This is a genomic window from Kribbella sp. NBC_00709 (assembly GCF_036226565.1).
Taxonomy (GTDB): Bacteria; Actinomycetota; Actinomycetes; order Propionibacteriales; family Kribbellaceae; genus Kribbella.
The window spans coordinates 114,769-126,403 of sequence record NZ_CP108996.1; the positions used below are offsets into that span (position 1 = coordinate 114,769).

Annotated in this window: 10 protein-coding genes; 3 read left to right on the forward strand and 7 right to left on the reverse strand. The window is 69.2% G+C overall.

Translation table 11 applies throughout. The annotated features are described in order from the left end of the window. Positions 1 to 6 precede the first annotated feature (6 nt). From OHA18_RS00585 to ffh, 3 genes are all read right to left on the reverse strand, one after another. Positions 7 to 1,188, reverse strand: a complete 1,182-nt coding sequence (locus OHA18_RS00585; protein WP_329001422.1) for a lytic transglycosylase domain-containing protein — start codon at positions 1,186 to 1,188, stop codon at positions 7 to 9. Positions 1,189 to 1,425: 237 nt separating this feature from the next. Further along, positions 1,426 to 2,775: a lytic transglycosylase domain-containing protein gene (locus OHA18_RS00590; protein WP_329001423.1), complete on the reverse strand. Its 1,350-nt coding sequence runs from the start codon at positions 2,773 to 2,775 to the stop codon at positions 1,426 to 1,428. Positions 2,776 to 2,969: 194 nt separating this feature from the next. Continuing rightward, positions 2,970 to 4,532 (reverse strand): signal recognition particle protein, encoded by a 1,563-nt coding sequence (gene ffh / locus OHA18_RS00595; protein ID WP_329001424.1) that lies wholly within the window; start codon positions 4,530 to 4,532, stop codon positions 2,970 to 2,972. A gap of 107 nt (positions 4,533 to 4,639) precedes the next feature. On the opposite strand from ffh, the gene OHA18_RS00600 reads away from it, so the two are divergent. The 3 genes from OHA18_RS00600 to OHA18_RS00610 all read left to right on the forward strand — a co-directional run bounded on the left by OHA18_RS00600 (position 4,640) and on the right by OHA18_RS00610 (position 6,308). Further along, positions 4,640 to 5,056 carry a hypothetical protein gene (locus OHA18_RS00600; RefSeq protein WP_329001425.1) on the forward strand — a complete coding sequence of 139 codons (417 nt, stop codon included), beginning with the start codon at positions 4,640 to 4,642 and terminating at the stop codon, positions 5,054 to 5,056. Between the two features lie 24 nt (positions 5,057 to 5,080). Next, positions 5,081 to 5,362, forward strand: a complete 282-nt coding sequence (locus OHA18_RS00605) for a hypothetical protein (protein ID WP_329001426.1) — start codon at positions 5,081 to 5,083, stop codon at positions 5,360 to 5,362. Between the two features lie 154 nt (positions 5,363 to 5,516). Further along, positions 5,517 to 6,308, forward strand: coding sequence for an arginase family protein (locus tag OHA18_RS00610; protein WP_329001427.1), 792 nt, complete (start codon positions 5,517 to 5,519; stop codon positions 6,306 to 6,308). Here OHA18_RS00610 and OHA18_RS00615 read toward each other — a convergent pair. The 4 genes from OHA18_RS00615 to OHA18_RS00630 are packed head-to-tail and all read right to left on the reverse strand — an operon-like array spanning position 6,301 to position 11,322. Then, positions 6,301 to 7,353, reverse strand: a complete 1,053-nt coding sequence (locus OHA18_RS00615; protein WP_329001428.1) for a DUF2332 domain-containing protein — start codon at positions 7,351 to 7,353, stop codon at positions 6,301 to 6,303. The genes OHA18_RS00610 and OHA18_RS00615 overlap by 8 nt on opposite strands. A gap of 10 nt (positions 7,354 to 7,363) precedes the next feature. Then, positions 7,364 to 9,628, reverse strand: coding sequence for a [protein-PII] uridylyltransferase (locus tag OHA18_RS00620; protein WP_329001429.1), 2,265 nt, complete (start codon positions 9,626 to 9,628; stop codon positions 7,364 to 7,366). Continuing rightward, entirely contained in the window at positions 9,629 to 9,967 is a 339-nt protein-coding gene (locus tag OHA18_RS00625) for a P-II family nitrogen regulator (protein WP_329001431.1), read from the reverse strand. It lies immediately after the preceding gene. Continuing rightward, positions 9,964 to 11,322: an ammonium transporter gene (locus tag OHA18_RS00630; RefSeq protein WP_442914365.1), complete on the reverse strand. Its 1,359-nt coding sequence runs from the start codon at positions 11,320 to 11,322 to the stop codon at positions 9,964 to 9,966. The genes OHA18_RS00625 and OHA18_RS00630 overlap by 4 nt, the downstream gene beginning before the upstream one ends. Positions 11,323 to 11,635: the final 313 nt, after the last annotated feature.

Consider the following 11,635-nt stretch of genomic DNA (forward strand, 5'->3'; position numbering starts at 1 on the left):
GATCTGTCAGCCGTGCGAGCCGCCGCCCGGCGTACAGGTCGGGGTCGTGGTCTCGTTGCCGGCGCACGGCGTCCCGCTCGGGGTGTCCGACGGGGTCGACGTGGGAGTCGGCGTCGGAGTCGGGGTCGGCGTCGGGGTCTCCGTCGGCGTCTTCGTCGGAGTCTTCGTGGGGGTCTTGGTCGGTGTCGACGTCGGCCGGTGCGTCGGAGTACCGGTCGGGGTGTCGATCGGCCTCGGCAACGTCGGCTTGTTCCAGTCGGTCGACGGCGGTGTGGACGGCAGCACCGGCGGCGGCAGGGTCGTGGTCGGCGTCGCTGTCGGGGTGGTCGTCTTGGTGTCGTCCGGGACGTCCGGGACCTGCCGCGGATCGACCTTGCGGTCGGCGTTACCCGTCCACTTCGCGGCCGCGATGTTGCCGGGCGCATTCGGGATCAGGACCGCGTTCTTGCTGTAGACCCGCATCCACTTCAGCACGGTGGCGACGAAGTCCTTGGAGTGCTGGTAGCGCAGCAGTGCCTCGACCAGGTCCCGCGGCTGCTTCAGGTCGTCGCCCTGGGAGCAGAGCACCACGGCGACGGTGGTGACCGCGTCGTACACGTTGTTGGGGTTGCGGTAGCCGTCGCCGTTGCCATCGGCGCCGTACTCGTCCCAGACCTGCGGGATGATCTGCATCGGGCCGACCGCGCGGTCCCAGGTCGCGTCCGCGTCGAACTTGCCCTTGTCGGAGTCGCTGATCCGGCCGTTGCCGTGGCGTCCGTTCAGCACCGGGCCGAGGATGCGGCCGCGGGTGGTGCCGGCCACGTCGACCCGGCCGCCGCTGGCGTGGTCCGACTCGACCTTGCCGACGCCGGCCAGCAACGGCCAGGTCAGCCCACAGTTCGGCCGGACGACCGCGAGGTTGGCGGTGGCGCGGCGGTACGCGGGGAAGACCCCGCGCGGAATGCCGTTCACAGCTCCCGGCCGGCCGGGACGGACGACCGATCGGCCGTCGGTGGCCCCCTGCACGGGGACGTCGGCGCGGGCGGGCTGGTCGGATCCGAGCCGGCCGTCCACTCCGGGACGCTGCGGCACGATCATCGTCAGTTCGTCGAACTCGCCACTGTTCAGCCCGGCCCCGGGCGACGGGGCGACAGGGCTGGTGCCGGCGAGCTGGCCGGTGGCGCCGGCTCCCCCCGAAGCAACAGTCACGATGGCCCCGACCAGGAGCGGGGCCGTGCACAGTGAAGCGATGATTATTTTGACCCGACGGTTACCACTACGGGTTAGGCGCATAGCCCCTTCAACGACCCATGCGCCAGAAAGTTACATCAAGACGACGCAAAGTTACGCGGCACAGAATCCCCTCGGAAAACCGGCACCGAGGTAACGATTGCGGCTACCTCGGTGTCGACCGTTGTCAGCTGGCAGTCGCGCTGCACTCGGGTCTCAGTTGCTCGGCTGGGGAGCGTCGCTCGGGGTCGCCGCCGTCTTGGTCGGGTCGGACTCCGTGCCGGTCGAGTTGCACGGGCTCGGCGTCGGGGTCGGCGTCGGCGTGACCGTGGGGTCGCCCGGCGTCGGGGTCGGCGTCTCGGTCGGCGTCGTCGTGGGCGGGGTCGTCGGCGGACAGGTCGGGTCGCCCGGCGTGGTCGGCGGAGTCGTCGGAGGCGTGCTCGGCGGCGGCGTGTACGGCGGCTTGGTGGGCGACGTCGAGGTCGAGCCCGGACCGTTCGTCGGCCTCGGCACGGTCGGCTTCGTCGTGCTCGGGCGGGAGCTCGTCGGACGTGACGTGGTCGGGGCCGTCGGCGTCGTGGATGGCGGCACCGTCGTCGGCACCGTGGTCGGCACAGTCGTCGGCGAGGTGGTCGGCGGCGTCGTGGCCGACGTCGTGGTCTCCGTACGGGCCCTGTCGTCGCCGTTGTTGCCGTCGTCGCCCGGGGTGTCGATCGTGCCCGGCTTGTCCGGCACCGTCACGGTGTCCTTGCTGTACGACTGCATCCACCGGAGCACGGTCGAGACGTAGTCCATCGAGTGGTTGTAGCGCAGCACCGCCTGGACCAGGCCCTGCGGGTCGGCCAGGTTCGCACCGCCGGAGCAGAGGTAGTCCCCGGTCGCCCGGGCCGCGTCGAACACGTTGTGCGGGTCCTTGATCCCGTCACCGTTGCCGTCCGCGCCGAACGCTCGCCAGGTGCCAGGGATGAACTGCATCGGCCCGACCGCACGGTCCCAGGTCGCGTTCCCGTCGTACACGCCCTGGTCGGTGTCGGCGATCGCCGCCATCCCGGGGCTGCCGTCGAGGACCGGGCCGAGGATCTTCCCGCGGGTGTTGCCGTTCGCGTCGACCTTGCCGCCGCTGGCGTGCCCGGACTCGACCTTGCCGATGCCGGCCAGCAACGGCCAGGTGAGATGGCAACCCGGCATCGAGAGCGCGAGATCGTTGGCCGCCTTCTGGTACGCCGCCAGCACCGTCCCCGGGATGCCCGAGGTGTCGCCGATCGCACCCGGGATGGGCTGCACGGTGCCGTCCGTCGTCCCGGTCAGCGGAACCTGGATCGTGGACTTGTCCTGCGTCGGCAGGCTGCCGTCGACACCGGGCTGGGACGGCACGTTGTTGGCCAGGTCGTCGAAGACCGCGTCCTGGCGCGGCGCGGCCAGCGCCTGGGCGTCGACGATGAACGTGTTCGAGGTGACGCCGCCGACCACGAACACGGCGACCATGGCAGTAGGCGGCGCCAAGCAGGTACAGGCGGCGGACAACTTGCCCCGCCACGTGTCCAGGTTCTTGAACTGCTGCCTCATCCGAACCGTCCTCGACGCATTCCGCAGGTGGTGTGTCTCTCGGGCGTAGGCATGATCTTAGCCGCCACGGGGTCGTGATCAACCGGTCACCGTGCGCCGCTGCACGCTGTGAACGGTTTTCCGCGGGCGTGTGCAGCCTGTGGTCGCGGAAAGTTCACACTGCGGACACTGCCCTTTCGGGCGGTGTCAGGAGGTCAGTTGCCGCCGAGCATCTTCTTCAGGTCGTCCGGCAGCTCGAAGTCGCCGTCGGTCTGGCCGCCGCCGAACGCGGCCGGCAACTGGCCCGGCTGCGGCGCCTGCGGCTGCGGGCCGCCCTGGTTCGCCCGCTTGGCGGGGTTGCCGGAGCCGCGCTTCTTGCCCTTCTTCGCCTGCTGCTTGGCCTTCCGCGCCGCACCGGCGCCCGCACCCGGCATGCCCGGCATTCCGGGCATCCCCGGGATGCCCTTGCCGGACGCCATCGCGGCCATCATCTTGCGGGCCTCGAAGAACCGCTCGACCAGGCCGCTGACGGTCGCGACCTCGGTGCCGGAACCCTTCGCGATCCGGGCCCGGCGGGAGCCGTTGATGATGTTCGGATCGTTCCGCTCGGCCGGCGTCATCGAGTGGATGACCGCCTCGATCCGGTCGATCTCGCGCTCGTCGAAGTTCTCCAGCTGGTCCTTGAACTGGTTCGCCCCGGGCAGCATGCCGAAGATCTTGGTCAGCGGGCCCATCTTGCGCACCGACTGCATCTGGGCGAGGAAGTCGTCCAGGGTGAAGTCCTTGCCGCCGCGCTTCTGCAGCTTGGCCGCGGTCTTCGCGGCCTCCTCGGCGTCGAACGAACGCTCGGCCTGCTCGATCAGGCTCATCACGTCGCCCATGCCGAGGATGCGCGACGCCATCCGGTCGGGGTGGAAGACGTCGAAGTCCTCGAGCTTCTCGCCGTTGCTGGCGAACATCACCTGGCGGCCGGTCACCTGCGCGATCGACAGCGCCGCACCACCACGGGCGTCACCGTCGAGCTTGGACAGTACGACGCCGTCGAAGCCGACGCCGTCGAGGAACGCCTGCGCGGTGGTGACCGCGTCCTGGCCGATCATCGCGTCGACGACGAACAGGATCTCGTCCGGGCTGACCGCGTCGCGGATGTCCGCGGCCTGCTTCATCAGCACCTCGTCGACACCCAGCCGGCCGGCCGTGTCGACGATGACCACGCTGTACTGCTTGGCCTTTGCCTCGTCCATCGCCTGGCGGGCGACGTCGACCGGATCGCCGACGCCGTTGCCCGGCTCGGGCGCGAACACCGGCACGCCGGCGCGCTCGCCGACCACCTGCAGCTGGGTGACCGCGTTCGGCCGCTGGAGGTCCGCGGCGACCAGCATCGGGGTCTGGTGCTGGGTCTCGCGTAGCCACTTGGCGAGCTTGCCGGCCAGGGTCGTCTTACCCGCACCCTGCAGACCGGCGAGCATGATCACCGTCGGCGGCCGCTTCGACATCCGCAGCTCGCGGGTCTCGCCGCCGAGGATCTTGACCAGTTCCTCGTTGACGATCTTGATCACCTGCTGCGCCGGGTTCAGCCCGCCGCGCACCTCGGCCCCGCTGGCCCGCTCCCGGACCGCCGCGATGAACTCCCGCACCACCGGCAGCGCGACATCGGCCTCCAGCAACGCGATCCGGATCTCCCGGGTGGTCGCGTCGATATCGGCGTCGGTCAGCTTGCCCTTGCCCCGCAGATTCTTGAACGCGGTGGAGAGCCGATCGGAAAGCGTGTCGAACACGAGAAACAGTCCGTTTCGTCGAAGCGATGAACTCCCCGAGTCTACCGGCCCCACAACCTGTGGATAACTCCGGCAGCACGAGACTCTTTCTCGCTACCGTGATCGCCATGCCCCTCGACATCCCAGCCTTCAACATGGCGCTCAACCGGGCGTACGACCGAGTGCATCGCAGCGCCCAGCCTGCGGACCTCGCAGCCGAACAGGACAAGCTGCGAGCCCTCGTACCGGCCGACGCCTCAGAACACGACCGCACCTGGACCGGCCATCTCGTCAACGACCTCGCCGAGCCGCCACCGCCGCCACCCGAGCGGAGCGACCTGTACCGCGAGGCAGTGCAGATCCACATCGCTGTCTATCCGCCGAAGGGCACGACGGACGAACAGATCGCGATGCTGGAAGACGGCCGCCGCAGGATCTGGGAACTCGCCGATCGGGCCTCAGCGGACGAGGAGGATGACATCCGGGCGCTGACTGAGGATCTCAAGTCCATGGAGAACTGGATCGCAAACCACCGTTCCCGCTGACCGACAGCCCCTTCCCTCCCTCCGATGCCTGAGTCCGCTGAGCGCGTTTCCGAGAACTCGCCGACGTACCGCGAGTTCACGCGGCTGTACGACCTGGCGCGACAGCTCCGGCCGACCGGCTTCGATCGCTGGAACCGCGAGCTGTACGAGACGAGCGGACGTGGCGGCTTCGATCAAGACACCGGTGCGATCGGGATCCATCAGCCGCTCCTGCGTGAGGAGCTGACGAGGCATCCGACAGCCACCCCTCGGCGGCAGGCGCGCGCCCTGGCGACGGTTCTCAACCGCGTCACGCAAGGTGATTGACAGGTGGGGGTCGGCCGTCGAGGATCTAACCGGTTGGGTGGTGGCTATAGGTTAGGAGCTTGCTGTGCGGGTTGTGGTGGATGGGACTTCTAACTTGGGGTTGCGGCCGCCGGTGGTGGGGTCGGTGCCGGGGTGTTACAAGTTGGCGGGGGCGGTGCGGGATCTGGGGTTCGTGGGGCGGATCGGGGCGGAGGACGGCGGATCGGTGACGCCGCCACGGTACGACCGGGGTGGGTGGAAGCCCGGCGACGGCGTGTTCAACGCGGAGGCGATGGCGGCGTACACGCTCAAGGTCGCGGATCGGGTGGCGGGGTTCGTCCAGCAAGGGAAGTTCGTGGTGTTGCTGGGTGGAGAGTGCAGCAACCTGCTCGGGCCGGCGTTGGGGTTGAAGCGGCTGGGGCGGTACGGCGTGGTGTATCTGGACGGGCACTCGGACTTCCGGACGGTGGACAACTCGCCGTACGTCGGGGCCGCGGGTGGTGAGGCGCTGGCGTTGGTCACTGGGCGCGGGCAGGCGGATCTGACCGATCTTGAAGGGCTTGAGCCGTACACGCGGGACACCGACGCGGTGCTGCTCGGGATTCGCGAGGACGACGAGTACGTCGAGGATGTGGAGCGCGCCGGGATTCCGGTGTGGCCGGCGTTGACGATCGCGGCGGATCCGGCCGCGGCGGCGCAAGGGACGTTGGAGCATCTCGTGCGGGACGAGCTGGACGGGTTCTGGGTCCATCTGGACGTGGACATCCTGGACGCGGCGATCATGCCCGCGGTCGACAGCCCGGATCCGGGTGGGATCGACCATCAGCAACTGCGGGCGCTCCTGCGGCCGCTGCTCGCGTCGCCCAAGTGCGCCGGCATCGACATCGGCATCTTCGACCCGGACCTCGACCCCGACGGGGTCTACGCGGCCGAGCTCACCGACACCCTGGTCGCGGCGCTCAGCTAGTCCCCCAGACAAGCTCCTGGCCGTGCGGTGCGGCGGTACCGAGCGTCTGCACAACTCCCCCAGGCCAGGTACGCAGGTCAACGCGGTACTCCCAGCCGTCCGTGGCCCGGCTGTGACTGATCACGTGGTGCGGCTCGAGGCTCAGGTGCGCGAGAGGTGCGGACTCGGTGGCCTGCGCGCCGAGTTCGTCCAGCCGAGCCTCGATCGCGGCTCGGTCCGGCCTGCGCAAGTACTGCCACATGATCGAGTGCCACACGACGGTCACGTGGCCCTCGGACAGCTCCAGTGCGCGCAGGAACGCGACGGCGTCCTCCGGGCGTACGTCGGCCGGCACCTCTTGCGCGACCGTCAACGCGCCCCGCAACCGCTCCAGGCGATCCGCCATGTCCGGCCAGACGTACGACGTCAGCGTCAAGGCACCGTCGGCAGTCAGCGGGTTGACCGGCGCGATGTCGCATCCCACCCGTTCGACGATCCGCAGGTCCGCAGCAGGCACCTGTCCCGACCAGGCCGAGGAGAACACGACCGGGCTGTCCTCCGGCCCGTACGACGTCCCGTCCGCGACGTACCGGTACCGGTCTGCCCGCAGATTCAGCCCAGCCGATGCACCGATCTCGAACAACCGCACCGGCAACGGCACGGCGTCGACCAGCTGCAGCAGACCGCCGTACAGGGCAGCCGATCGGCCGACCTCGTTCGTCTGGGGCGGCTGGGTCAGCAGCGAGCGGACCTCCACCACCCGCGACTGCAGCACCTGCTCGAAGGCCTCCCAGCCGAGCACCGGGTCCCACGTCCCGCCGACACTCGGGTAGAACGCCGCCAGCTCAGGCACCGTGCCGGACAGCACCAGACCGTGTGCGGCGCCCAGCAACCGCAGACCGATCGCCTCGCCGAACGAACGGTCCTCGTACCCCTCCAGTACTCCGACGGACACGCCGCCGACCTCGTAGTCGTCCACGATCAGCCGGAGCAGTTCGGCGTACATCGGGGACCCCAGGTCCTCGCAGGCGACGGCTTGGCGCTGTAAAGCCTCTACGACATGCACAGCGCTGAGACTAGAACGTCAGACGATCCAGGACAGACTTCGCCGTCGTTCGCGCGTCCTCTGGTTCGAGCGGCGCTCCGTCGCGATCGGTCAGGTAGAAGACGTCCACGCATTCTGCACCGAGCGTGCTGACGTGCGCCGACCGGATGTCCGCGCCAGTGGCCGCAATCGCCGCAGTGACGTCGTACAGCAGGCCTGGACGGTCATGCGCTCGCACCTGCAGCACGGTGGCCGTCTCGGATGCTTCCGGCAGGAGGTCGACTCGACTCGCAACGCGAGCACGTGCCGCGGACGCATCCCGCGCGGTCAGTCGTCGTACGACGTCGGCGTCGTCGCGCAGCGCCACCGCGAGCCGGTCCCGCAACCGGACCGGATCGGGCGCTGACCCGGCGACGGTCCACTGTGAGATGCCAAGGCCTTCTACCGACGTGATGACTGCGGACCGCACGGCCAGCCGCTCTACCGCGAGTACGGCGGCAACTGTGGACAGCGTGCCGACCTGGTCGGGTACGGCGACGTTGATGCGGAGATCGCCGTGGTGATCGGAGACAGTGAGGCCAAGCCGGCCCACACCGACCACCTGGTGCAGCACCGGCACTGGAACGGGCGGCGCCTCGGTCCACATGCTCTCGCCGCCACCGGACAGCTCACCACGCACCCGGCGGCACAGCTCACCCACCAACCGCATCCGCCACGGTGAAGACGCCGCCGGACCGGCTGCCCGCGCATCGGCGTACGTCAGCGCCTCCAGCAGGTCCAGCGTCTCGGTGCTGCGGACGATGCCGGCCACCATGTCCACGGTCATCGGGTCGTCCAGGTCGCGCCGGGTGGCGACCTGAGCGAGCATCAGGTGCTGCCGGACGAGCAGAGTGATGGTGTCCGAGTCCGCGTCGCTGAACCCGATGCGCCGCGCCACCTTCGCAGCAATGACCGCGCCGGTGACGCTGTGATCGCCGTCGACTGCCTTGCCCAGGTCGTGCAGCAGCGCGGCGACCAGCAGAAGGTCAGGTCGCCGTACGTCGCGGACCATCGCCGAGGCCTCGACACACGTCTCCAGCAGGTGCCGGTCGACAGTGAACCGGTGGATCGCCGACTGCGGCGGCCGGAACCGCACCGAATCCCACTCGGGCAGGATCCGCGAGATGTAGCCGGCCTGGTCCAAGGCCTCCCACACTTCGAGCAATCCGCTCCCCGCACCGAGCAGGGCGCAGAGCAAACGCAGCCCCTCCCTCGGCCACGGGTCCGGCAAGTCAGCAGCCGACGCGGCCAACCGCGCACAGACAGCAGGCGACAGAACAAGCTCACGATCCGCAGCGACCGCAGCAGCGCGCAGACCGAGCACAGGGTCCCGCTCCGGTCGCGCATCGGGCATCAGCACGACCTCACCCTCGTGCTGCCCCACGCCCTCGTCGAGTGCGAGCAGCAGAGGTCCACCGCTCCGCTGCCGGCGCCGGGACCGCGGCGGCTTGGTCATCAAGCTCTCGACGCGTCGCCAGGACACATCGCACACATGCGCCAGCGTGCGGCCCGTCGCGTACACGTGCCGCAACAACTCGTCCCGCCCCGACAGACCGAGTCCGGCGGCCACCTCACCCGCCAGGTCAGCCACCAACCGATCCGTCGCCCGTCCCGCCACCTCATGCAGTACGTCGCGAACCTCGAGCAGATCGCGCCGCGCCCGCTCCAGCACCGGATGCGGTACGTCGATCAACCACGACGCCACCAGCGCACGCAGTACGACGGCATCGCGCAGACCGCCATACGCCTCCTTGAGGTCGGGCTCCGCGAGATGGGCGAGCTCTCCGACCGTCGACGCCCGGTCACGGCACGCCTGCGCCAGTCCGGGCAGCCGGGAACGCGCAGTACGCCGCCAGTCCGCCATCAGCACGGATCGCAACTGCAGCGTCAGATGCGAGTCGCCTGCCACATGCCGCGCGTCCAGCAGACCCAACGCGACCCGGTCGTCCGCTGCGGCGGCCTGGCGTGCCTCGGCCAGCGTGCGGACGCTGTGGTCCAGCTTGGTCCGCGAATCCCACAGCGGGTACCAGATCTGTGCAGCCAGCTCGTCCACCCGTGGGTACCCCTCGACGTGCACGAGCATCACGTCGAGATCGCTGTACGGCGACAGCTCCTCCCGGCCGTAGCCGCCGACCGCGACCAGCGCGACGCCCTCGGTAGGTACACCGAGGGCGTCACAGGCCTTGGAGAGGAGCAGGTACAGCAGCGCGTCGGCCTCCTCGGCACGGACGCGCCGCTGCTCTGCTCGGTCCACCATCTAGAGGGCGTCTCCGTCCAGCTCGCCGGTCCGGACCCGGACGATCGTCTCGACCGGGGTGACCCACACCTTGCCATCACCGATCTTGCCGGTCTGCGCCGCCTTCAGGATGACGTCGACCACGTCGGCGCTGTCACCGTCCTCGACGACCACCTCGAGCCGGACCTTCGGCACCAGGTCCACCTCGTACTCGGCGCCGCGGTAGACCTCGGTGTGGCCCTTCTGCCGGCCGTAGCCGCTCGCCTCGGTGACCGTCATACCGGTGACACCGAACGTCTCCAGCGCGGCCCGGACGTCGTCCAGCTTGTGCGGCTTGACCACCGCGGTGACCAGCTTCATGCCTTGACACCTTCCTTCTCCGAGGCCTCAGTGGTGCCATTGTCCGACCCGGCTTCCGCCGCCGCCGGCGCCGGGCGGGACGACAGCGCCCCACGCAGACCGGACGAACCGAGATAGTCGTACGCCGTCTCCGCGTGCTCGACCTGGTCGACACCGGTGACCTCGTCGTCCTCCTTGAGCCGGAAGCCGATCGTCTTGTCGATCACCTTGCCCAGGATGAAGGCGACCGAGAAGGAGTAGATCGCGACCACCACGTTGGCCACCGCCTGCCGGCCGAGCTGCGTGACACCACCACCGTAGAACAAACCGTCCACGGCCGACGGTGCCGCCGCCGAACCGAACAGGCCGATCGCCAGCGAGCCGAACAGGCCGCCGACGAAGTGCACGCCGACCACGTCGAGGGAGTCGTCGAAGCCGAGCTTGTACTTCAGCGAGACCGCGAAGGCGCAGATGCCACCGGCCAGCAGACCAACAGCGAGCGCGCCGAGCGGGGTGACCGCACCACAGGACGGTGTGATCGCGACCAGACCGGCGACCGCACCGGACGCCATACCCAGCGTGGTGGCCTTGCCGTGCGTGAGCCGCTCGACGATCAGCCAGCCGATCACGGCCGCGGCGGTGGCGGCCTGCGTGTTCACGAAGGTGACGGCGGCGGTGGTACCCGCGCTCAGCGCGGAGCCGGCGTTGAACCCGAACCAGCCGAACCACAGTAGACCGGCGCCGAGCAGGACCAGCGGCAGGCTGTGCGGCCGCATCGGGTCCTTCTTCCAGCCGACCCGCTTACCGAGCACGATCGCCAGCGCGAGCGCGGCGGCACCTGCGTTCAGGTGGACCGCAGTACCACCGGCGAAGTCGACCGCTTTGAGCTTGTCACCGATCCAGCCACCGTTGCCGTCGTCCAGGAACCAGACCGAGTGCGCGACCGGGAAGTACACCAGCAGCGTCCAGCCGACCACGAACGCGATCCAGCCCCGGAACGTCGCCCGGTCGGCGATCGCGCCGGAGATCAGCGCGGGGGTGATGATCGCGAACATCAGCTGGAAGGCGACGAAGGCGAGCGTGGGCGTCGTCCCGCTCACCGCCTCCGGTGCGAGCAGGCCCTTCAGGCCCACCTCGGAGAAGTCCCCGATCACGTGCCCGGTGTCACCGGCGAACGTCAGCGAGTAGCCGACCACCACCCAGAGGATGGTGACGACGGCGATGGTGATGAAGCTCATCATCATCATGTTCAGCACGCTCTTCACGCGCACCATGCCGCCGTAGAAGAAAGCCAGGCCCGGTGTCATCAGCATCACCAGGGCGGCGCTTGCCAAGACCCAGGCGGTATCGCCGGCGTTGATCTCCATCAACGTCATCCCTTCCATCGATACAGGGGGGTGGCCGACGTCCTCAGTCGGGAGAACTCCACAACGCCGGGGAGCCCGCGCCCAGCCACACCGCAAACGGTGTCGGCGCGCCGTTTCAGCCGATCGGTCCGTTTGTTTCAGGCATGTGACAAAGCGGGCTCCCAGGTGACATCGAGGTGACATGCCTCACCACGGGCCAACTTGTGGCACTCTGGCCTGGACCACACGGGCCCGCAGCGCGCCACTGCACCCGTCCTAGCTGGGGACAAAGAAATGGAGCCCATTTACGGGGTGAGGCCGCGCCGTGGCAGACCACGGGACC

Excerpts from the sequence above, each read along its gene's own strand:
- OHA18_RS00630 (WP_442914365.1), bottom strand. The coding sequence starts at position 11,322 with ATGACGTTGATGGAGATCAACGCCGGCGATACCGCCTGGGTCTTGGCA.
- OHA18_RS00625 (WP_329001431.1), bottom strand. The coding sequence starts at position 9,967 with ATGAAGCTGGTCACCGCGGTGGTCAAGCCGCACAAGCTGGACGACGTC.
- OHA18_RS00620 (WP_329001429.1), bottom strand. The coding sequence starts at position 9,628 with ATGGTGGACCGAGCAGAGCAGCGGCGCGTCCGTGCCGAGGAGGCCGAC.
- OHA18_RS00605 (WP_329001426.1), top strand. The coding sequence starts at position 5,081 with ATGCCTGAGTCCGCTGAGCGCGTTTCCGAGAACTCGCCGACGTACCGC.
- OHA18_RS00590 (WP_329001423.1), bottom strand. The coding sequence starts at position 2,775 with ATGAGGCAGCAGTTCAAGAACCTGGACACGTGGCGGGGCAAGTTGTCC.
- OHA18_RS00600 (WP_329001425.1), top strand. The coding sequence starts at position 4,640 with ATGCCCCTCGACATCCCAGCCTTCAACATGGCGCTCAACCGGGCGTAC.